This is a genomic window from uncultured Nostoc sp., assembly GCF_964245575.1.
GTDB lineage: Bacteria > Cyanobacteriota > Cyanobacteriia > Cyanobacteriales > Nostocaceae > Nostoc.
This window is the reverse complement of sequence record NZ_CAXTNP010000071.1, coordinates 1,332-22,990: the sequence shown is the minus strand read 5'-3', so window position 1 is coordinate 22,990 and position 21,659 is coordinate 1,332. Positions and strand designations below refer to the sequence as shown.

The 21,659-nt window shown below is 41.0% G+C and carries 18 protein-coding genes; 13 read left to right on the top strand and 5 right to left on the bottom strand.

The window, feature by feature from the left end:
• Positions 1-366: 366 nt before the first annotated feature.
• From ACFFAP_RS13605 to ACFFAP_RS13590, 4 genes are all read left to right on the top strand, one after another.
• Positions 367-1,209, top strand: a complete 843-nt coding sequence (locus ACFFAP_RS13605) for a DUF2382 domain-containing protein (protein ID WP_375511723.1) — start codon at positions 367-369, stop codon at positions 1,207-1,209.
• Positions 1,210-1,688: 479 nt separating this feature from the next.
• Positions 1,689-2,600, top strand: a complete 912-nt coding sequence (locus tag ACFFAP_RS13600) for a DUF2382 domain-containing protein (protein ID WP_375511722.1) — start codon at positions 1,689-1,691, stop codon at positions 2,598-2,600.
• Positions 2,601-2,856: 256 nt separating this feature from the next.
• Positions 2,857-3,759 carry a YsnF/AvaK domain-containing protein gene (locus ACFFAP_RS13595; protein WP_375511721.1) on the top strand — a complete coding sequence of 301 codons (903 nt, stop codon included), beginning with the start codon at positions 2,857-2,859 and terminating at the stop codon, positions 3,757-3,759.
• 145 nt (positions 3,760-3,904) lie between these two features.
• Entirely contained in the window at positions 3,905-4,828 is a 924-nt protein-coding gene (locus tag ACFFAP_RS13590; protein ID WP_375511720.1) for an ion channel, read from the top strand.
• A 12-nt stretch (positions 4,829-4,840) separates the two neighbouring features.
• Here the strand turns inward: ACFFAP_RS13590 and ACFFAP_RS13585 are convergent, their stop codons facing one another.
• Complete coding sequence (locus tag ACFFAP_RS13585; protein ID WP_375511719.1) at positions 4,841-5,032, bottom strand: hypothetical protein; 192 nt, start codon at positions 5,030-5,032, stop codon at positions 4,841-4,843.
• Between the two features lie 289 nt (positions 5,033-5,321).
• Between ACFFAP_RS13585 and ACFFAP_RS13580 the strand changes: the two genes are divergently transcribed.
• A complete protein-coding gene (locus ACFFAP_RS13580; protein WP_375511718.1) occupies positions 5,322-7,001 on the top strand; it encodes an alpha/beta hydrolase in 1,680 nt (559 codons plus the stop codon).
• Positions 7,002-7,173: 172 nt separating this feature from the next.
• On the opposite strand, the gene ACFFAP_RS13575 is transcribed toward ACFFAP_RS13580, so the two are convergent.
• Entirely contained in the window at positions 7,174-7,758 is a 585-nt protein-coding gene (locus ACFFAP_RS13575; RefSeq protein ID WP_375511717.1) for an Npun_F5749 family FMN-dependent PPOX-type flavoprotein, read from the bottom strand.
• Positions 7,759-7,837: 79 nt separating this feature from the next.
• Between ACFFAP_RS13575 and ACFFAP_RS13570 the strand changes: the two genes are divergently transcribed.
• The 6 genes from ACFFAP_RS13570 (at position 7,838) to urtD (ending at position 14,637) form a co-directional block, all read left to right on the top strand.
• On the top strand, positions 7,838-8,731 hold the full coding sequence (locus ACFFAP_RS13570; RefSeq protein WP_375511716.1) for an isopenicillin N synthase family dioxygenase: 894 nt from the start codon (positions 7,838-7,840) through the stop codon (positions 8,729-8,731).
• An 18-nt stretch (positions 8,732-8,749) separates the two neighbouring features.
• Positions 8,750-9,895 (top strand): NAD(P)/FAD-dependent oxidoreductase, encoded by a 1,146-nt coding sequence (locus ACFFAP_RS13565; RefSeq protein WP_375511715.1) that lies wholly within the window; start codon positions 8,750-8,752, stop codon positions 9,893-9,895.
• A gap of 190 nt (positions 9,896-10,085) precedes the next feature.
• Positions 10,086-11,402: an urea ABC transporter substrate-binding protein gene (urtA, locus tag ACFFAP_RS13560; RefSeq protein WP_375511714.1), complete on the top strand. Its 1,317-nt coding sequence runs from the start codon at positions 10,086-10,088 to the stop codon at positions 11,400-11,402.
• Between the two features lie 198 nt (positions 11,403-11,600).
• On the top strand, positions 11,601-12,761 hold the full coding sequence (gene urtB / locus ACFFAP_RS13555; RefSeq protein WP_375511713.1) for an urea ABC transporter permease subunit UrtB: 1,161 nt from the start codon (positions 11,601-11,603) through the stop codon (positions 12,759-12,761).
• Between the two features lie 36 nt (positions 12,762-12,797).
• Positions 12,798-13,916 carry an urea ABC transporter permease subunit UrtC gene (gene urtC / locus ACFFAP_RS13550; protein ID WP_375511712.1) on the top strand — a complete coding sequence of 373 codons (1,119 nt, stop codon included), beginning with the start codon at positions 12,798-12,800 and terminating at the stop codon, positions 13,914-13,916.
• Positions 13,891-14,637: an urea ABC transporter ATP-binding protein UrtD gene (urtD, locus tag ACFFAP_RS13545; RefSeq protein WP_375511711.1), complete on the top strand. Its 747-nt coding sequence runs from the start codon at positions 13,891-13,893 to the stop codon at positions 14,635-14,637. The genes urtC and urtD overlap by 26 nt, the downstream gene beginning before the upstream one ends.
• An 18-nt stretch (positions 14,638-14,655) precedes the next feature.
• Here urtD and ACFFAP_RS13540 read toward each other — a convergent pair whose 3' ends face one another.
• Positions 14,656-15,264 carry a Uma2 family endonuclease gene (locus ACFFAP_RS13540; protein WP_375511710.1) on the bottom strand — a complete coding sequence of 203 codons (609 nt, stop codon included), beginning with the start codon at positions 15,262-15,264 and terminating at the stop codon, positions 14,656-14,658.
• 786 nt (positions 15,265-16,050) lie between these two features.
• Here ACFFAP_RS13540 and urtE point away from each other — a divergent pair.
• Positions 16,051-16,749: an urea ABC transporter ATP-binding subunit UrtE gene (urtE, locus tag ACFFAP_RS13535; protein WP_375511709.1), complete on the top strand. Its 699-nt coding sequence runs from the start codon at positions 16,051-16,053 to the stop codon at positions 16,747-16,749.
• Here the strand turns inward: urtE and ACFFAP_RS13530 are convergent.
• Positions 16,712-17,452 (bottom strand): hypothetical protein, encoded by a 741-nt coding sequence (locus ACFFAP_RS13530; protein ID WP_375511708.1) that lies wholly within the window; start codon positions 17,450-17,452, stop codon positions 16,712-16,714. The two genes, urtE and ACFFAP_RS13530, sit on opposite strands and share 38 nt — an antisense overlap.
• A 435-nt stretch (positions 17,453-17,887) precedes the next feature.
• Positions 17,888-20,530 carry an alanine--tRNA ligase gene (alaS, locus tag ACFFAP_RS13525; protein WP_375511707.1) on the bottom strand — a complete coding sequence of 881 codons (2,643 nt, stop codon included), beginning with the start codon at positions 20,528-20,530 and terminating at the stop codon, positions 17,888-17,890.
• A 258-nt stretch (positions 20,531-20,788) separates the two neighbouring features.
• Here alaS and ACFFAP_RS13520 point away from each other — a divergent pair, with 258 nt between their 5' ends.
• Positions 20,789-20,989, top strand: a complete 201-nt coding sequence (locus ACFFAP_RS13520; RefSeq protein ID WP_375511706.1) for a heavy-metal-associated domain-containing protein — start codon at positions 20,789-20,791, stop codon at positions 20,987-20,989.
• Positions 20,990-21,659 lie beyond the last annotated feature (670 nt).

The window sequence follows — 21,659 nt, the reverse complement described above, 5'->3', positions numbered from 1 at the left end:
ATCGCTTCAAATCATAGAGCCTTAAAACTTCAGCCTGAATTTCATTGAGCTATGGGCGCTCGTGTCGCCCACTTTACAAGAAATAGTTGAGTATTTTTTTATTTGTCAGTCCCTTAGGGGGTTGGGAATGGGGTTCAGTACCTACTCAACTGAGAACCGCTATACCAGCAGAAGCTAGAGTTTTATATCACTTTAGTTATACTCCTATTGATTGCCCTGAGTGTTCAACTTGAGTATTTACCTCATAAGGTATGAACTATAAACCATAAAATATCTCAATTGGATTCAGTCGCCAGCAGGATGAAACTGAGTAAAATATTTTTTACAATATGAAATAAATCTTTTAAGCGATTTGAGATTCAGTCTATGCCTCTTCACAAACTTGAACATTTTGACCCAAACTATCGAGAAACTTTTGGCAAAGACGACCTTAAAGCCCTGGATCTTTACACCGAAGGAGGAGACAGAGTTGGCTCAGTGGCAAATGTTTTAGTTGATGACGATGGGCATTTCCGGTATTTAGTTATTGATACAAACTCAGATTTTTTTGGTAAGAAAATATTACTACCAATTGGTCTTTCCCGGATAGACTATCCTGCAAGACGCGTCTATGTTGATGGATTAAGCAGACAGCAAGTAGAAGGTTTAGTCGAGTATAAAGAAGACGCGATCATTGATCGTGATTACGAAGAAAATGTCCGTAGTGTATTTCGTTCTCCAAGCAACGGTGTAACTTACGATCGCAATACATATAATTACGAAACAGAACCAGCTTTATACGGCTTGAATGAGCAAGCTCATCAAACTTTTAGACTGTATGAAGAACGATTAATTGCCAGCAAACACCGGATCAAAACTGGAGAAGTAACAGTTAGTAAACACATTGAAACAGAAACTGCAAGCGTTACAGTACCTATTCAAAAAGAACGAGTTCTGATTGAGCGAGTTGTACCAACAGAAGCAGGAAAGGTTGTAGATCCCAATGAACTTAAGTTCCAAGAAGGGGAAGTAGCACGCATAGAAGTATACGAAGAAACGCCTGATATACGTAAAGAAGCCTTTGTGCGTGAAGAAGTCCGGGTTAAGAAAGTAGTAGAACAGGACACTGTAGAAACACAAAGCACCATTCGTCGAGAAGAGTTAGATGTTGATACTGAGGGTAATTTACATGTGCAGGAACATGACACCACTACAGATGAAGCTATTTAAGTAGTTGGTCAATAAATTAGTTTGCTAGATTTATTTGAAACAATCATCCAGGCAAAGATAAAAATTAACTTTGCCTGTGTTTTTGTATTCAACAACAAGATTCCCGATTTCTCTAAGAAGCCGGGAATCTAATACCATTTTTGATGTTGGACTTCAGCAACTCTTGGAGACGCACTCGCGAACGCCAAGTCGAACAATTTTAGATTTTGGATTGGAAACCGCTTGGTGTATCTGGGTTTTCTCTGTCCATTTGTCGCAATCATTTTTTCAATTGGTATAACGCTTGAAAAAATTTACATCTCGTCGCTCAACGATATAGAAACGTGAATTTTCTTGACTCTGACATCAGATAATATTATCTATAACTTTTGATAATTTAACTTTTAAAATAATTCATTCGCCAGAAGGAGGTAAATAAGTAATTAAATGGCTAATGTTAGTTATTAGGAGATGGGAAGAAAAGTTTTGAGGAAAATATAATGGTACTTTACAAATTACAAGATTTTGAACCTAACTATCGCGATACATTTGAAGGTCAGGACATTAATGGACTTGGGGTTTATACACAAGGAACTGATGAAAAAGTTGGTACTGTCAGCGATGTTTTAGTGGATGAAGAAGGTCATTTCCGCTATTTAGTCGTTGATTTAGGCTTCTGGATTTTTGGTAAAAAAGTGCTACTGCCAATTGGTCGTGCCCGTATTGACTATAATGTTAATCGCGTCTACACAATTGGCTTGACTAGAGAACAAGCAGAAGATTTACCTGAGTTCAGTGAACGCGATGCGCTTGATTATGATTATGAAGAACGGGTGCGTGGGGTATATCGCCAACCCGCAGACTACGTTCAACCTGTAGATGCATCATTAGCATCAGATCCATTATTACCATTGGAAGCGACAGCACCAGTGGATACAACCTATCAGCAGCCGGTTACGCCAACTTACAATCGTGATAGCTACAATTACGAGCAAGAGCCTTCTTTATTCGGGTTAAATGAGCAAGATCATCAAACTCTGAAATTGTATGAAGAACGGCTAATTGCTAGCAAACGCCGCCAAAAAACTGGAGAAGTAACGATTGGTAAGCACGTTGAGACTGATACTGCACGGGTTTCAGTGCCAGTAGAAAGAGAGCGAGTTGTGATTGAGCGTGTAACTCCAGCAGATGCAGGTACTGCCGTTTCTGGGCGTGAAGCAGACTTCCGTGAAGGCGAAGTTGCTCACGTAGAAATCTATGAAGAAACTGCTGAAGTTCGCAAAGAAGCATTTTTGCGTGAAGAAGTCAGAGTAAGAAAAGTGGTGGATCAAGAGACAGTTGAAACTCAAGAAACCGTGCGTCGTGAAGAGTTAGATGTGAATTCTGGTAATCTTCCCATTGAAGAACGCTAAATAACAGAGTCATTAGTTAGTAACTAATGACTAATAATTAATTCGACATAGTACAGGTGAGGCTGTAAAATTAGCTTTACCTGTGCTTTCAATAAATGATACAACTTGAGATTTTGGATTGCGAATATTTCTCTGAATATGAGTTAGATAAATACATCTTTCGCCAAATTATCTAAATGGTATTTAGATAATCGATATATTTAATTTAGCTAACTAGAAAACAGTTCATAAACTTTGCACTATGAATAGCCAACCGATGACAAAAAACATTGGACAGGCAAACTCTGACTCTCAGACTAGAACCTCATTAGCAGATTTAAGAAAGAAGGTGATCAATTTTGCTGTGTTCGATCAGCAAGGTGAGATAGTAGGAGTAGTTCATGATTTAATTGTGGATGCTAATCGTCGATTAAACTTAGTTATATCTAAGCAAGCGAATCAACCAACTCTAGTATCTCTAGAATATGGTCAGCAGTTAGCTGATAAACATCTTTCTTTATTTCGGTTGCAGAGCCAGAGAATAAAAAAAATCGACAAGCCGACTAAATCTGTTTTCATAGACTTAACTCAATCAGAAATCGAATATATGCCTGAATATTTAGAAGCAGAAACACCAGGCGAGGGCACACTATCAGAAAACTCAACTGAGCAACTAGTGAATTATCAAACTACAAATAGCCCAGTTGAGCCAGTAAATTTAGATGAGGCTACTGAAGAACAGATTATTCGTTTACTAGAAGAACGACTAGTTGTTAAAAGCAGTAAGCGTAAAGTTGGTGAGGTGATTGTTCGCAAAGAAATCGAAATCCGGATGATACAAGTTCCTGTCCGGCGTGAAAAGTTGATTGTAGAACAAATTAGCCCAGAACACAAGCAACTTGCAGAAATTGATTTAGGACAAGAGGAAATTTCTGGCATTGACTTAACCGAAGTAGAAAGACTTGAGGTTCAGCATTTTGGCAGTGGTTTAATGGTAAGCGGTGAATTTAGCTCACCTAAAACTGCTAGTTTATTGTTGAATGCGATCGCACTAGAGCAAAATCACGGGTGCAACCAGGTGCGAGTGACCATCGCTGTTGAAGATGAGTCACATCAGAAAAAATATCAGGAGTGGTTTGACCGTTGTTCTAAAGGTCAGCAATCAAAGCCTGAAAAATGAGTTAGTTTCTCGCTGATTGTTAGGGTGGGCATTGCACACCCTATTTTTTTGTTTATTTAAAAAAATAAAGTTGAAATTTCCGTTCCCTTGCGGGTAAGTGGAATGTCAAAATACTAAGCAGTTGCCGTTCTTTTGGCTACTTGCAATGAAATTTCGACTGAAGAGACTTTCACTGAAGAAAAAACAGCGTCTGATCCCACCTATTCAGATTCAAGTTCGAGATGGAAAATTTGAGATTATGGGTATGGGTGCATGGCATTCCTACTGGCGCGATCCCTACCATCTGCTGCTAACAATTCCCTGGACTGGCTTTCTGATCCTGATCTGTACTTTCTATGTAACTATTAATGCTCTATTTGCCTTAGCTTACTTGATAGGAGGAGATTGTATTGCCAACGCCCGACCTGGCTCTTTTTTAGATGTCTTTTTCTTTAGCGTGCAAACCCTAGCATCCATCGGCTATGGGGCAATGTATCCTAAAACAACTTACGCCAACATTATTGTCACCATTGAAGCAATGATCGGTTTGGTGGGAATTGCTGTGATGACAGGACTAGCTTTTGCTCGATTCTCCCGACCTACAGCCCGTGTGCTTTTTAGTCGTGTTGCTGTAATTACACCTCATGAGGCGATGCCAACTCTGATATTTCGCACCGCTAATAAGCGTCGCAATACAATTTTGGAGGCGCAGATGCGAGTCTACTTAATGCGCGACGAAGTAACCATAGAAGGGCAGTTCTTGCGTCGGTTCTACGATCTCAAACTGCTAAGGAACCAAACACCTAGCTTCACGTTAAGCTGGTCAGTAATGCATGTCATTGATGAGTTTAGTCCTCTATATGGGATGACACCAGAATCGTTAACTCAGACAAATACTATGCTGATCATCTCTTTGAGTGGCATTGATGAAACGGTTGCACAAGTCGTTAATGCCCGTCATAGTTATGGTGCTAATGAAATTTTGTGGAACAATCAATTTGTCGATATCTTCCACCACACACCCGATGGAAATCGTTACATTGATTATAACCGCTTCCACGATGTTTTACCTTTAGATGAAAACAGTTGAAATGCCTGAAAGTTACTCCACAGTCTGATTGACAGGAGCTTGTAAGGGTTTAACGACAACCCGACCATTTTCAACTACAGTGCAACTTTTAACCATGCTCTTGCTGGGGTTAACTGGCACATCCTGGCACTGGTTTTGGTGAGAGATATTTTGTTGTTGTTGATTGAGGACGACAACACAACAGGGGCAGGCGGAAAAGGACATATAAAATATTTTGATCTCTATATCTATTATCGCCTTACTGATGCTGTTTGGCTGAAAAATTTGTTACTCATGTGTTTGTTATTGGTCATTGGTCATTGGTACATACCTCGCTTTGAAAGTGAGGGATTTAAAGCGTATATGAAAAACTAGGGCTGTAAATACTTGCTTTCTTGTGCTTATAAGCTGTTTTATAGATATAAACAAAGTAAACAGGAAAGCGGTATAGATCCCGCCCCGCTTTCCTCCCTGCTTAAACTTGTCTGGCAGGGTTAGACAGTGGGTTTTTCTAATGAAAAAATTTCTGAGATACCTGGGTTTAGGTTTGCTATCTACGTTTTTGACTGCAACTCCCGGATTGGGAGCTGAACGCATTAGCTTTTATTACCCTCCCTTCGGCGAATTCTCCTTGTCTGTGGACTCGCTGGAAACTTTTGCGAAAGTTGGCAAAATCGATCAAAATTTGTCATTTTATGCTAGCCGTGCTACACCCCAACAACTCGCTCAACTGCGGGATCTGCTCCAGCAAAGGTTCAATGTTACTCCTACATTAGTATCTCAAGTTACTTACTCACCTATAGGCGAAGAAGTGGTGCAACAGTTGGGAAATTTACTCCTTACTGAGTCTCGGCAGAACGGCTTCTATGCTATACGTGCCTCTTTGATTTTGGCTGCTGCCGATCGAGAAGGTTTAACGCTTGTGAATTTGCTGCGGAAATTTCCTAGCAATACTGTACGGGTGAATTTCACAGAGGGGTTAAGGATAGTTGATGACTTGTCACAATTGCTCAAAAAAAGGGATGAAGTTTTTGCCTCTCTTCAAAAAGAAGCGATCGCCCAAGCAGCCAATTCAAAAATTGATTTCTCACAACAGCCAGATTTGCGATCGCCAGGAAAATTTCGCTGGCAGAAAAAAACCTTCGAGCTAAATGACATTTCTCGCTCACGCCGTCTACCCGTGGATATTTATCTGCCGGAAGCCGGTTCACAAAACACTAAACAACTTTCCTCGCCTCCTTTTCCCCTGATTGTAATTTCTCATGGCATCGCCTCAGACCGCTCTACCTTTGTCTACCTGGCTGAACATCTAGCATCCTATGGTTTTGCCGTTGCTGTACTGGAACACCCTGGTAGTAATGCTGAACGCTTTCAACAATATTTTGCGGGTTTGGCAGGGTCGCCAGACCCAGCAGAATTTATCAACCGACCTTTGGATATCAAATATCTCCTCAATGAACTCGAACGTCTGAACAAATCTGATCCCACCCTCCAAGGAAAACTTAATTTTCAGCAAGTTGGGGCGATCGGTCAGTCCCTTGGCGGCTATACTGTTTTGGCTCTAGCAGGAGCAAATATTAACTTTCAGCTACTGAGGCAAAACTGTAATCCTAATTATTCATCCTTTAATTTGTCGCTCTTGTTGCAGTGTGAAGCAAATAAATTACTCTTAAGAAATTATGAACTCAAAGACGATCGCATCAAGGTAATCATGGCGATTAATCCAATTGACAGCTTAGTTTTGGGTGAGGGCGGAGTAAGACAAATTAAAATTCCGGTAATGCTAGTAGCAGGTAGTCAAGATATTTTTGCCCCACCCGTATCTGAGCAGATTCGCCCCTTTACCTGGCTTTCTGACTCTAATAAGTACCTAGCTTTGATTGAAAACGCCACCCACTTTTCGGCGATCGGAGAAACTACTTCTGGAAATGATGTCTTACCTGTGCCAACTGCCTTGCTGGGCCCCGATCGCGCCCCTGTTTATTCCTATCTCAACGCCCTCAGCGTAGCTTTTTTGGAAACCCATCTCCTTAACCGCCCTGAATACCGTTCCTATTTGCAGCCTTCCTACGCCAAATTTATCAGTAAAGAACCGCTTAATCTCAGTATTTTACAGTCGTTGTCGGCAGATCAATTCAATCAAATTTGGAATGGGTCAGCCCCTTTGGGGAAGTCAAAAGTCAAAAGTCAATAATTTTGAACTCCATAAATAAAAGACCTCTTGCATAAATCAAACAATTTGAACCCCACCCCACCAAAGCGGGAGCATACCTTCGCCACATAGTGCAAAACCTGTATTCTGCGGACGTTCTAAAAAATTGGCACTTGTGTAGTAAAGATTATTGTTTTATTCTCTGGTGAGAGTGTTAAGGATTAATTTCTTCACAAAACCATTCTTGATTTTCATCGCGGCGATAAAACTTTCTATTTTGTGGTTCGCCGCGTAATTCTAAGTGGTCTAGTTGCACTGGATCGAGTAGCAGTAGACAAAAATTAGCCAATGGCTGCACGGGGTCGGGTGCTGGTGGTGCAAAGGCTTCTGGGTTTTCAACTCTGGGTTTACCAGGATGGGGCCAAGCAAACTGTAAACGTGCAGCATCACTCAGTTCTTGCCAAATGGAAATGCGGGCTGGCTGTAAATCCTGGTGCGAATCATCATTACCTACCAGAGTCAAACAGCCAGTGATTCGGAATTGTTCGCGTGTATTGGGGAAGTACCAGCAAACTTCTGCCCAAGGTTGTTGCTGTATCTGGTCGGCTTTAGCGCTACGAGTATCAGTGATAAATCTTAGCTGGTTTGTATCTTCTAGGAAACCGCGAAAGACTAGGGTACGATTAGCGGGACGACCGTTCGGCTGCACTGTTGCTAGTTGGAGGTAACGGGCATAAACAAGGCTGCGGTTGCGATCAAGTGCATGGGCGATCGCGCTTCGCCAAGGAGCAAGATTCATTATAAAGTTCCGTACCTAAGTATTGAGTATACTACTGTTAAGAAAACAAAAACACAAATTTTCTAAATATATATAATAAATGGTTACAATTCCAATAATAGATTTAACTGCGTTTACCAATGGCAACACAATAACTCGGCAAAATATTATCAAACAAATCTATCAAGCTTGCCATGAAATTGGCTTCATGTACTTGCAAAATTCAGGAATATCAAAAGACCTAATTAGGCAAGTATTCGCTTACAGTAAATCTTTCTTTAATTTACCCTTAGAGGTGAAGCAAAAGCAAGCTTGGAGTGATGAGTTTAGTAATACAGGATACGTTGGTCTTGAGAGAGAACGTCTTGACCCCAACAAACCAGGCGACTTGAAAGAGGCGTTTAATGTAAACAAACAAGCGGCTATAGGAATAGATGCTTCTATTCTTGCCTTTTATGATAGTTGCACAGAACTTGCTAACACAGTGTTACAAGCTTATGCTTTGGCATTGGAATTGCCAGAAGATTTTTTGATCACAAGGCACAATCAACAAAATCATACTTTGCGATCGCTCCACTATCCCCCATTGCAGATATCACCCAAAGCGGGACAGGTGCGTGCTGGTGAGCATTCCGATTATGGCAGTATTACCTTACTTTTCCAAGATGACGTTGGTGGGTTGGAAGTACAGACAGCATCTGGAGAGTGGATTGCCGCGCCTGCAATTCCTGATACTGTAGTAGTCAATACTGGCGATTTAATGCAACGGTGGACAAATCATGTGTTTTGCTCAACCAAGCATCGAGTAATGATTCCCAGTGATAGCAGGGTAAACCAGTCCCGTTATTCTATGGCTTTTTTTTGTCATCCTAATGATGATACAGAAATAGCTTGTCTTGAGAGTTGCCAGAAAGAACAATTGCCTTTTTATCCGCCTATTCTTGCAGGAGAATATCTTTTAAGTCGTTTACAAGCAACTTATGGTAATTCCTAATTCGTAAAGACATTTAATATGAAAACCTACGACTGGATTGTGGTTGGCGGTGGAATTGCGGGTGCTGCACTGGCATACGAATTAGTAGAAACAGGTTTTGCTGTACTTTTGTTGGAGCAATATGAAACACCACAGAATGCAACTCGTTATAGTTATGGTGGACTTGCTTATTGGTCGGGTACTACACCACTAACTCGTCAATTGTGCGAAGATGCGATCGCACGTTACCATATCCTATCTCAAGAGTTAGACGCTGATATCCAGTTTCGGGAATTAGATTTATTACTTACTATCTCAGCCGCGAATGACCCAGAAGCAACGGCTGCATCATATAATCATTTTGCCATTCCACCCCGTTTACTGAGTGTCCAAGAAGCTTGTGAGTTGGAACCACTGCTAAATGGAGAGGCGATATCTGGTGCTTTAACTGTTAAACACGGTCATATTCACCCAGAAAAAACAGCACAAGCCTACATCCAAGCTTTTGAGCGGGCTGGGGGTGAAATGCTGATTACTCAAGTATTGCAAGTACTGCAAGATGGTGTAAAAACCACCACTGCAACTTTCCATAGTGCTAACGTTGCCATCTGTGCGGGTGGACTCAGCCGCCAACTACTAAAATCTGCTGGTATTCCCATCAAGCTGTATTTTACCTATGCAGAAATTATTGAAACCCCACCTGTGGATGTGCAGTTACGCAGCTTAGTTATGCCAGCTAATCTGCAACGATTTCAACTAGAAGCTGAATCTACTCAAGTTGATGAATTGTGGAATCAACCAGGTAATGAGCCAGTACCGCCAATAATAGAAGCGGGTGCGATTCAGTTTCAAGATGGTAGCTTTCGCATCGGTCAAATTAGCCGTGTTCTCACAGATCCTTATGCCAAGGTAAACTCAGAGGCGAGTGAAAAATGGTTGCGAAAAAGTGTCGGTGAAGTTTTACCAGCTTTAGAGAATTTACCAGGAACTTGGCATCATTGCTTGGTGGCATTTAGTAGCGATCGCCTGCCCTTGGTTGGTAGTATTCCAGGATTTAAGAGCATTCATCTATTCTCTGGTTTTAGCAATCCTTTGGTGATAATACCACCTTTGGCAAAGCGCTTTGCTAATTTTGCATCTGGCAAGGAAGATGAGATTATTATCCAGTTATCTCTTCATCGCTGACAATAATTTCACAATACTAGACTTAACAAAGATTAATATAAAGTTATTTTTTTATTACAAAAATCAGACATTTTGTATAATACATAACTTTTTATTAGTAAACTATAGCACTATTATCACACTTTAAAGTTTGATATTGTCAGCTTTCTATTAAGTTAGTTGATTCATCAAGAGGAAAATTCATAAAGATATGAGAAGACAATTTAACAGACGCAAGTTTTTGCTCTACGGTTCTTTAACTTTTGGAAGCAGCTTTTTTCTCAAGGCTTGCGCGAATAATTCCCCAACTGCTACAGAGAGTCCAGTCGCACCTCCTGCTGCAACTCCTGCTGCTGCTACTGCTGGTGGCACAATCAAAGTAGGTATTTTGCACTCCCTTAGTGGCACAATGGCTATTAGTGAAAAAAGCGTTGTCGATGCTGAAAAATTAGCAATCAAAGAAATTAACGCTGCTGGTGGTATTTTAGGTAAACAAATTGAAGCAATTACTGAAGATGGTGCTTCTAACTGGGATACTTTTAGAGAAAAGGCAACTAAGCTAATTGATCAAGATAAAGTCAGTGTAGTTTTTGGTTGTTGGACTTCTGCTAGCCGTAAGAATGTTAAGCCAGTATTCGAGAGCAAAAATCACATGCTCTGGTATCCTGTGCAATATGAAGGTCAGGAGTGTTCTAAAAATATTTTCTACACTGGTGCTGCTCCAAATCAACAAATAGAACCATCTGTTGATTGGCTGTTAAAAAATAAAGGAAAAGAATTCTTCTTAGTTGGCTCTGACTACGTTTTTCCGCGCACTGCTAACACAATTATTAAAGCTCAACTAGAAGCTATAGGTGGTAAAACAGTTGGCGAAGATTATTTACCTCTTGGCAATACAGAAGTTACACCGATTATCACTAAAATTAAGCAAGCTTTGCCTAATGGAGGTGTAATTTACAATACTCTGAATGGTGATAGCAACGTTGCTTTCTTCAAACAATTGAAAGGTGCTGGATTGACGCCAGATAGATATCCTTCCATGTCTGTCAGTATTGCCGAAGAAGAAGTTAAAGCAATTGGTGTAGAGTATCTCAAAGGTCACTACGCTGCTTGGAACTACTTCCAAACAGTAGACACACCTGCTAACAAAAAGTTTGTCGCAGCTTTCAAAAAAGAATACGGTGAAAATCGGGTGACAAATGATCCAATGGAAGCAGCCTACATTGCAGTTTATTTGTGGAAGCAAGCAGTAGAAAAAGCTGGTACTACAGATATACCTAAAGTGAGTGCTGCGGCGTATGGTCAAACTATAGATGCACCTGAAGGTAAAGTGACAATGGATGCTAATCATCACATATCCAAAATTGTGCGAATTGGTCAAGTCAGGCTAGATGGTTTGTTTGATATTGTCTATGCTACTCCGACAGCAGTTGAGCCAGTTCCTTGGAATCAATTTGTAAAAGAGACTAAGGGATTTGCTTGTGATTGGACTGACCCTGCTAAAGGTAGTAAGTACAAAAAAGTTTAAATAATTCGTAATTAATTAACGATTACAAACTATCAGAAATAAGTGGGGTGTGTTACGGCTTTAGCCTAATGCACCATCTGAGATAGCGGTGCGTTAGGCGCTCATGTAATGTTTGTAGTTACAAATCATATATAAATGTGCGCCTAATACACCCTACGCTAATTCTAAAAACTAGAAGCTGATGTATAGGGGAAAAAAGTGTTAGCAGGATTTTTAGAAGCTGTATTTAATGGTATTAGTATTGGTGCTGTATTATTAATTGCAGCGTTAGGATTAGCCATTATATTTGGCTTAATGGGTGTCATCAATATGGCGCATGGTGAATTGATGATGTTCGGTGCTTATACAACATTTGTTGTCCAAAATGCCTGTAAGCAATTGGGCGGGGTGTGGTTTGAAGTTTATATATTTTTGGCTTTGATTATTGCTTTTATATTCACGGCTACTGTGGGATTAATTCTAGAAAGAGGCGTGATTCGTTATCTATATGGACGCCCTCTAGAAACTTTATTAGCAACTTGGGGAGTAAGTTTGATTTTTCAGCAGTTTGTTCGCAGTGTAAATTGGGTATTGATAATTGGTATAGCCTTGTTTTCTCTATTCTTTTTTGGAGGTTTATGGATTTTAAATTCTCGCACTGATTTGGGAAGAGTTCGTAACTGGATTGTGGCGGTAATATTCTTATTATCGCTGGGGGTGACAATCACAACGGGCAATTTATTGAGTCAAACTTATCAGCTAGCAGTGACTCAACCTTGGTTTGGCGCTCAAAATGTGGATGTGACTGCGCCTACTTGGTTACAAGCAGGGATATCTTTGGGTGGTGTACAATTACCCTTTGCCAGGTTATTTATTATTGCTTTAACGATAGTCTGTGTGGCGGTAATTTATTTATTTTTACAACGTTCTAGCTGGGGTTTAAGAATTCGGGCTGTGACGCAAAACCGCAGTATGAGTGCTTGTTTGGGTATCCCAACTCAAAAGGTTGATGCGATTACTTTTGCACTGGGTTCTGGTTTAGCTGGTGTGGCTGGATGTGCGATTAGTTTGCTCGGTTCTGTAGGGCCAAATACGGGACAAAACTATATTATTGATACTTTTATGGTTGTTGTCGTTGGGGGTGTGGGGAATTTAGCCGGGACGATTGTGGCGGCGTTGGCTATTGGTACGGCTAATTTTTTAATTGGTTCTGGTACTTTGGCTTTGTTGTTGACTCCTGTGAAGCCTTTGGCTGATTTGTTTACTTTTTTTGCGACGACGAGTATGGCTAAGGTGATGGTGTTTGCGCTGATTATTGTGTTTTTACAGTGGAAGCCTGGGGGAATTTTTCCGCAGAAGGGACGTACTGTTGATGTTTAAAACGAACCGCAAAGACGCAAAGGACGCGAAGAAAGAATGAGGAAGAGGGGAAGAGGGTTATTAATTGAGGTGGGGGTGGTGGTTGCGATCTCACTCTTCTTTATAATTATCATGCCAGTGGTACTTTCGGAGTTTCGTCTAAATTTGTTGGGACGATTTTTATCGCTGGCGATCGCAGCTTTGGGTATTGATTTGATTTGGGGTTATACTGGTTTACTAAGTTTGGGACATGGAATTTTCTTCGGTTTGGGTGGATATGCGATCGCAATGTACCTGAAGCTGCAAGTTCCTACTGGTGAGTTACCTGATTTCATGGGGCTTTATGGAGTTACGGAACTTCCGGGGTTTTGGAAACCTTTTTATTCTTTTCCTTTAACAATAGCTTCTGTGGTACTAATTCCAGGGTTATTGGCAGGATTGTTGGGATATTTGGTATTTCGGAATCGCCTCAAGGGAGTTTATTTTTCTATCTTGACTCAAGCCGGAACTATTGTATTTTTCAACTTCTTTAACGGTCAACAACAACTTTTCAACGGTACAAATGGACTGATAGATTTTACAACTTTGTTTGGGGCAACGGTCAGCGATACGAAAACGCAATTTGTTTTCTACACGCTGACGGTAGTGTTTCTCGCAGCCACTTACGGTATTTGTCGCTGGTTGACAACTGGACGCTTTGGGAGGTTATTGATAGCTATTCGTGATGATGAAAGTCGGGTAAGATTTTCTGGCTACGATCCTACAGATTTTAAGGTGTTGGTGTTTGCAGTTTCAGGTGCGATCGCAGGCATAGCAGGAGCATTTTACACGATTCAGAGTGGTTCTGTATCACCCAGAGCAATGGATATTGCTTTTTCGATTGAAATGGTGATTTGGGTAGCTGTGGGGGGACGCGCTACTTTAATTGGCGCGATTGTCGGAACTTTGTTAGTAAATTATGCCCGCACTTTTTTAAGCGAACAATTTGCCGAAATCTGGCTATTTTTCCAAGGCGCACTATTTTTGATAGTCGTCACAGTCCTTCCTGACGGCATCGTGGGATGGTTGCGTAGTCAGAATATTTCTCTTTTCCACCGTCGTCAAGAAATTGCTACATATCCCACCTTGGAAGAAGACCCCGAAGTGCAACATGAACGCGAAAATATTGGAAACTGAAAACGTAACTGTTAGTTTTGACGGTTTTAAGGCTTTAAACCAGCTTAACTTTAGTATGGATGTGGGTGAATTACGAGTAGTAATTGGCCCCAATGGTGCGGGAAAGACAACGTTTCTGGATGTGATTACGGGGAAAGTGCAACCAACCGTTGGGCGAGTTTTATTCAAAGGAAGAAATCTGCATTCTTTACCTGAACATAAAATTGCGCGATTGGGAATTGGGCGCAAGTTCCAAACACCTCGAATTTACCTGAATTTAACGCCCCGCGAAAATCTAGAAATTACCAGTAACAAGAAGAAAAATGTCTTTTCTACTTTGTTTGAACGTTCTAATGCTGTTGAAAAGAATAATATTAAAGGATTATTAGAAACCATCGGTTTAACTCCTAAAGCAGACATCAAAGCAGCGTTGCTTTCTCACGGAGAAAAGCAACGTTTAGAAATTGGGATGTTAGTAGCACAGTCACCAGATTTGTTACTCGTTGATGAACCAGTTGCGGGTTTGACAGATGAAGAAACTTACAATATTGGCGAACTGCTTTTAGCACTAGCGCAGAGTCATTCAATTTTAGTAATTGAACATGATATGGAATTTGTGCGTCAAATTGCCCGAAAGGTGACAGTTTTACATGAAGGTTCGGTGCTGTGCGAAGGGAATTTTGAGGAAGTGCAAAATGACTCCCGCGTGATTGAAGTATATTTGGGAAAACAGGAAGAATGAAAAACTCGATTGCACTTTCTATTCGCCTGCTAATTCTGGTCGGTTTGCGCTGTTAAACACCTGCTCTACTGTTAGTGCCCAATCAGCAATTACCACTGATTCCATGCAAGTCGCACCTGTAAATACCTTATCCTCATACTGTCCCTCCACCCACTGGCAAATCGTAATTTGTTGCATCTGTGCGTCAACAATCCAATACTCCAATATTTCCCTAGCGGCATACTCCGTCCGCTTGTAACGATAATCACGAACGCGGTTCGCTGTTCCCGGAGAAACAATTTCAATCACTAGCGCAGGCGGCGGCATATCGCGGGTAAGGGTGACGCGAGTAGCACCGATAAGGGCAGCATAAGATTCTTCTGTGTGAACCATTAAGTCAGGTAAACGACATCTCGCCCGTCGCCCCGCCACCTCAATTTCTGTATCCTTGTGAGCAACTAAATAAAAAGGGAAATGTTTTAGTAGTTCAACGAATAGAAATCTCGCCAGATTGCTATTTTCCTGACTTTCTGGTAGCATCTCGACTAATTCTCCATCCACCAACTCATAGCGCGTGTCTGTACCATCGTCATAGGTAAGATACTCCTCAAAAGTCAGCAGTTTTTGAGTTTTCGTCGTTTGGGTCATTTGCTTTACCTTTTTACCCTACACAGACTACCACTGAATGTTATTGCCATTCTAATCGAATACGGTTCAGTTAAAGAGAATCGTAGGTTGAGGAGCCACTGCCCCAATACGGTTCGGTCAAGGCAAGAGACGCGATAAATCACCGTCAAGACAAAGGACTGATTATTGTAAAGACGGCGATTTATCGCGTCTTTGCGATTAGCGGCGTGTCATCAAAAAACCTTATCTGAACCGTATTGGCCACTGCCCTATTTCAGTTATGAAAAATATTAGTAGTGGCTGTTTGACTACAGTTGACAGTCAACAGTCTGTATGCAAGATTTCACTTTATCATTTATCAAGCAAGCCAAAAATTGACAAACCCTAATCCAACTATCCTTCGCATCCCAGACTTGAGTTAATTGACCTAGCAAACTTTGGTTTTAAACTTGGAAACTTAGTTTTGAACTGGAAAACTTAGTTTTGAACTGGAAAACTTAGTTTTGAACTGGAAAACTTAGTTTTGAACTTAAAAACTTAGTTTTGAACTTAAAAACTTAGTTTTGAACTGGAAAACTTAGTTTTGAACTCGGAAACTTAGTTTTGAAATTGGAAATTAGCTTCAAAACTCCTAAACCTGTTTTTTTGAACAAATTTCAACAAATATACCCGCATTCCTCTTGTTTGCTCATGTAAATGCCATATTTTGAGATGATTTGTCACGAAAAACACAATCAAAGCACCTAACCCAACCGCAGTTAAAATCTAAGGAAGCCTAAGTTCATCCTGTCTCCTCTCCCCTTCCCTATGCTAAAAATCTCTAACCTTAATGTTTACTATGGCGAAAGCCATATTCTCCGCAATGTAGATTTAAGCGTACCATCTGGTCAAATGGTTTGCCTAATTGGACGCAATGGTGTAGGAAAAACTACCCTACTCAAAACAATTATGGGTTTACTCAAACCCCGTAGCGGTACAATTAACTTAGCTGAAGAATTAATCAACTCTAAATCTCCCGACCAAAGAGCAAAGTTAGGAATTGGTTATGTTCCCCAAGGAGGAGAGATTATCCCCCGGTTGACAGTCAAAGAAAATCTGCTGCTGGGGTTGCAAGCTAGACGCAAACCAGTAAAAAAAGCAGAAATTCCAGAGGAAGTTTTTAGCTTATTTCCGGTGTTAAAAACGATGCTTTCGCGGATGGGTGGTGATTTGAGTGGGGGACAGCAGCAACAATTAGCGATCGCCCGTGCTTTAATGGGCGAACCTCAATTACTCGTCTTAGATGAACCCACTGAAGGTATTCAACCCTCCATCATCCTAGAAATTGAAGCCGCAGTTCGTCGCATCGTCGAAACTACAGGCATTTCTGTTTTATTAGTAGAGCAACATTTACACTTTGTCCGTCAGGCTGATTACTATTACGCTATGCAAAAAGGTGGTATTGTCGCCTCCGGTTCCACAGCCGAACTCAGCCAAGATGTGATTCAACGCTTTTTAGCTGTTTAATTTTGGATATTTCTATATCAATTGTATCGGTAGCAATCAAGTCTGCGGCTTCTTGTAAAAGCTCATGTTGTTCCTTTTGAATTGCTTCTAAACGACTAGAAATTTCTGCTAATCGCTGTTGTTTATTTTGTTGCAAATTTTCAGGTAGTAAAGTAGGCAGGTTATCAGTTGTTTTAGTACCTGTGATTTGTTGAACAGTAAAACTGCCAACTTTAGCTAATGATACAAAACTAACTTCAATCAAAGCCTGAAGCAATTTTAAGGGAACTTGGAGTATTGACCAACTAGCTGTTTCAATCAAGCGGACAATTGCTTTAATGATGCTCCAAAGTAGAGCAAGTGCAAATAGCAAAATCACTATACTAATAATTGGGTGATTAGCCGCCCAACCTAGTATTTGAACTAACCTAAATAATATCGGGTGTTGTATCAGCCAATCACTTACAGAAGATGCCATCGCATCTTTAACTGCTCCCGATGTTGTACTCTTAAATTTATCAGCAGTTTGCCAAGTTTGTTCTAAGCTTGTCGTAACTGTATCAATTGCTTTATCAGTCGTTGTAGTTGCTGTTGCCTTTAAAGATTCCCCGACTTGTTGTGCTGAGTTACTTAGAGAGTTAACATTTTCACCTACAAAATCTTTCACATTTTGTAAGCGTTGCAAAACTCCGTTAGATAAATGTATGTCTATTTGGGATGCCATAAAACATTTCACCAAGGTTGAAATCTAATCCGCAACCCATCTTTAGGGCGATTAGTGGGAACCCTATATCTAAGTATAATAGACATCTTTGAAAATTAAATATGCATTATCCAGAACCCTTGTAGAGACGTAGCAGTGCTACGTCAAAACAATTCATTTTTGGAGATGTCTAATAAAGAAAAACGAACCGCAAAGGGCGCAAAGGACACAAAGGAAGAAAGAAGTTAAAAGAGTTTGGCGCAGCCTGACAAAGAAATGGTAAAACTACTTCTAAACTTTGGTTGGGTAATATCTCCTAATGATGACTACGTAGAAGATGAGCAGCAATAATCTTTATAACCATAACCTAAAATGTAGAGTGTGTTAGGCGAAGCCGTAACGCACCAATTCGCTTGGTGCGCTACACTTGTCTCTCTCGTTGAAGCAGCAAGATGGTTAACCCAACGCGGATTTTAACTCACTTTCGGCTTGTTTCAACGCTTCTGGTAATTTACTCGCATCGCGCCCGCCTGCTTGGGCTAAGTTCGGTCTTCCACCGCCACCGCCACCGCAGATTTTAGCGATCGCACCTACAAATTTACCAGCTTGCAAACCTTTTTTGTTCACTTCTGGACTAAAAGCTGCAACTATACTAACTTTCCCTGCTTCCGGAACAGAACCCAGCACCACTGCACCGTTTCCGATTTTTTGCAGCAAGCGTTCGGCTGCGGTTTTCAATGATTCTGGATCAACATCTTCTAATTGGGCGACGATAATTTTAGAATCGCCTAGAGTTTCGGCTGTTTGCAGCAAGCTGTCAGATTTTGCGATCGCTAACTGTACCTTCAAGGTTTCCAATTCCTTTTGGCTATTTCTAAGTTCGCTTTGCAGACTTGTGATTCTATCTGGTAATTCTTCAGGTTTAACTTTAAAGCGATCGCTCAAATCCTTAACTACTTTATCCCGCAGGTTGAGATAATCTAGTATTGCTGGCCCCGAAACAGCTTCAATGCGCCGCACCCCAGAAGCCACACCAGCTTCTGAGATAATCTTGAACACGCCAATTTCAGCCGTATTACTCACATGAGTTCCACCGCACAGTTCCATTGATACGTTGGGGAAGTCAATCACGCGCACTTCCTCGCCGTATTTTTCCCCGAACATGGCAACAGCACCCCTAGCTTTCGCTTCTGCTAAAGGTAATACTTCCACCTTTGCAGCATGTGCTTCGGCAATCCAAGTGTTCACCTGTTCCTCAATTTGTTGGACTTCCTCTGCTGTTAACGCACGCGGACAGTTGAAGTCAAACCGCAATCTGTCAAAGGAAACTAAGGAACCAGCTTGAGATATGCCATCATCAACAATTTTTTTCAAAGCCGCTTGCAACAGGTGGGTTGCGGTATGGTTAGCTTGGCTGCGACGGCGACAAGCCGGATCAATTTGGGCTGTAACATGATCGCCTACGCGCAATGTACCGCGTTCGATGCGTCCGAAGTGAACAAAGAAATCAGATTCTTTCTTCACGTCTTCCACCCGAACTACGATACCATCACCAGAGATATAACCGCGATCGCCGATTTGTCCCCCAGATTCACCATAAAATGGCGTTTTGTCAAGGACAATTTGCACCTGTGTCCCCGCTTCTGCTTCCTCTTGGGAAACACCTTCTACCAAAATCGCTTCGACTTTTGCCGTCGCCGCCGATTGGGCATAGCCTAAAAACTCGGTGACTTGGATGTGTTCTGCTAATTTGTCGAGTGAACCTTGCACAGTTAAATCGATGGTTTCATGTGCTGCTTTGGCGCGTTCCACCTGCTTTTGCATTTCGGCATCGAATCCCGCTTCATCGACTGTGAGATTATTTTCTTCGGCAACTTCTTGGGTAAGTTCGAGGGGAAATCCGTAGGTGTCATAAAGGGTAAATGCACTTTCACCGCTAATTTGAGTTTTCCCTTGCTGTTTCACCTCTTGGATAATTTCTTCTAGCAGTTTTTCGCCTCTATCCAGAGTTCTGAGGAAATTGGATTCTTCCCGTTGCAACTCAGCTTTAATTGCCGCTTCCCGTTGACGCACATTGGGGTAAGCTGATTCCGAAAGAGCGATCGCAGTTTCAGCAACTTGGGTAGTAAATTCTCCAGAAATCCCAATTAATCGCCCATGACGCACCACGCGCCGAATTAACCGCCGCAGCACATAACCCCGTCCCACATTGGAGGCGCGAATTTCATCAGCAATCATGTGGACAACAGAACGAACGTGATCGCCAATAACTTTTAGAGAAACTTTGGTTTTCTCATCACTTTTGTGGTAATCAATACTAGCAATTTGGGCGGCTGTTTGGATAATTGGGAAAATCAGGTCAGTTTCGTAGTTATTGGGAACTTTTTGGAGAATTTGCGCCATTCTCTCCAAACCCATGCCGGTGTCGATGTTCTTGTTTTGCAGTGGCGTTAAATTCCCGGAAGCATCCCGGTTATATTGCATGAAGACGAGGTTGTAAAACTCAATGAACCGGGAATCATCTTCTAAATCTATATTTTCGTCACCGCGTTCTGGGTGGAAGTCGTAATAAATTTCTGAACAAGGCCCACAAGGCCCAGTCGGCCCAGATACCCAAAAGTTATCATCTTCGCCCAAGCGTTTAATTCTCGCTATCGGCACACCGATCTGATCGCGCCAAATTCCAAAGGCTTCATCATCATCTTCAAAAACGCTGACGACAAGATTTTCAGGGGAGAAGCCAAAGACTTGTGTAGAGATTTCCCAACCCCAAGCGATCGCTTGTTCTTTAAAATAATCACCAAAGCTGAAGTTACCCAGCATCTCAAAAAAGGTGTGATGCCGTTTGGTGCGTCCAACATTTTCGATATCGTTGGTGCGGATACACTTTTGCGAAGTCGTAGCCCGCTTAAATTCTGGTGTGCGCTGCCCCAAGAATATCGGCTTAAATGGTAGCATCCCCGCGATCGTCAGCAGCACGGTTGGGTCTTCTGGCACGAGGGAGGCACTTGGGAGAATTTGGTGATTCCGTTGGGCAAAGAAGTCAAGAAATATGTTGCGAATTTCGTTACCGCTTAGGTACTGGGGATTTGAAGACATAGGTATTTTTAACTTTAGACTTTAGACTTTAGACTTGGGCGTAGCGGCACTAGGTAGGTGTATTTTCATAAATAGCTTTATATATTCTTGCATTTTGTTTCGTATTACTGCCAGCGAATTGTGCCAATCGGTAAGCTATATGCAGTTACTAGGATGCTTTTACACTACTACATTACTTTAGTAAGATGCGCGATCGCATTTTAATGGTTAAGATTAATCCTTAAGAAATAATTTAAATGTTCCCTACTGAGGTAACAAATGGCACTGAGACTGAAAGTATCAAATATTGCTTGTCAAGGATGTGCAGAAACAATTACTGAATCCATCCACGTTATGGAACCTGAAGCCAAGGTGGATGTCGATGTTAATGCCAAAACTGTCACGGTAGAATCCGCAGCTTCTGAGGAGTCAATCAAACAGGTGATTGTTGCTGCTGGTTATACAGTTGAGGGTTATTGATCAGATTCTAGCTTTTCACATAAGTTTAGATTTTCATATCTTAGGGTATGATAACAAAATTTTTTCTATTATTTCCGCCCTTTATCCGAGCAAAATTGAACTAATTTCCCTACGTTAGGGGCAGGTTTTAACATAAACTCTTTTATTTAGCTTTGTTTTCTAGATTTGTGAGGTTGCGGTAAACAAAAAAAGATGGGAATTAAGTAAATAAACCAAGACCCCAAAAGTCTAGACAGAAACCATTTGTTTCTTCTAATAACATATTATGGAACTTCACTTCAATTGTGAATTTTTACCCAAAAAATTCCATTTAAAATTGTAGGGTAGGTTAGTGCTATAAGCTTACTGCCTTAGTAGTGACGACTTTTACTATTTATTTGATTCGCGTTTTTTTTGCAATTCAACCCTACCTTGATACTTCATAAAAGCCTATTTTTTAAAGAAAAAGGCTTAACTACTGTTTGGTTAATAACATTTTTAATTCAATTAAATAGTTTTGGCTTTTCTAATTGGATGAAAAAAGTTTACAACTTTTATTTTTCTTTTGAGGAATAAATTTAATTACCTAATATTACAGTTATTACAAATTTTTTATTTTGGTAATTAATTGAGGAGAAGAACACTTAAGAAACTACAGAAACAGTTTTTATAAATTTCAATAATATTCAGT

Coding starts and splice junctions, on each gene's coding strand:
- urtC (WP_375511712.1), top strand. CDS start 12,798: ATGAGGAAGAGGGGAAGAGGGTTATTAATTGAGGTGGGGGTGGTGGTT.
- ACFFAP_RS13575 (WP_375511717.1), bottom strand. CDS start 7,758: ATGAATCTTGCTCCTTGGCGAAGCGCGATCGCCCATGCACTTGATCGC.
- urtA (WP_375511714.1), top strand. CDS start 10,086: ATGAGAAGACAATTTAACAGACGCAAGTTTTTGCTCTACGGTTCTTTA.
- ACFFAP_RS13565 (WP_375511715.1), top strand. CDS start 8,750: ATGAAAACCTACGACTGGATTGTGGTTGGCGGTGGAATTGCGGGTGCT.
- ACFFAP_RS13520 (WP_375511706.1), top strand. CDS start 20,789: ATGGCACTGAGACTGAAAGTATCAAATATTGCTTGTCAAGGATGTGCA.
- ACFFAP_RS13605 (WP_375511723.1), top strand. CDS start 367: ATGCCTCTTCACAAACTTGAACATTTTGACCCAAACTATCGAGAAACT.
- ACFFAP_RS13570 (WP_375511716.1), top strand. CDS start 7,838: ATGGTTACAATTCCAATAATAGATTTAACTGCGTTTACCAATGGCAAC.
- urtE (WP_375511709.1), top strand. CDS start 16,051: ATGCTAAAAATCTCTAACCTTAATGTTTACTATGGCGAAAGCCATATT.
- urtD (WP_375511711.1), top strand. CDS start 13,891: ATGAACGCGAAAATATTGGAAACTGAAAACGTAACTGTTAGTTTTGAC.
- ACFFAP_RS13595 (WP_375511721.1), top strand. CDS start 2,857: ATGACAAAAAACATTGGACAGGCAAACTCTGACTCTCAGACTAGAACC.
- alaS (WP_375511707.1), bottom strand. CDS start 20,530: ATGTCTTCAAATCCCCAGTACCTAAGCGGTAACGAAATTCGCAACATA.
- ACFFAP_RS13590 (WP_375511720.1), top strand. CDS start 3,905: ATGAAATTTCGACTGAAGAGACTTTCACTGAAGAAAAAACAGCGTCTG.
- ACFFAP_RS13540 (WP_375511710.1), bottom strand. CDS start 15,264: ATGACCCAAACGACGAAAACTCAAAAACTGCTGACTTTTGAGGAGTAT.
- ACFFAP_RS13530 (WP_375511708.1), bottom strand. CDS start 17,452: ATGGCATCCCAAATAGACATACATTTATCTAACGGAGTTTTGCAACGC.
- ACFFAP_RS13600 (WP_375511722.1), top strand. CDS start 1,689: ATGGTACTTTACAAATTACAAGATTTTGAACCTAACTATCGCGATACA.
- ACFFAP_RS13585 (WP_375511719.1), bottom strand. CDS start 5,032: ATGTCCTTTTCCGCCTGCCCCTGTTGTGTTGTCGTCCTCAATCAACAA.
- ACFFAP_RS13580 (WP_375511718.1), top strand. CDS start 5,322: ATGAAAAAATTTCTGAGATACCTGGGTTTAGGTTTGCTATCTACGTTT.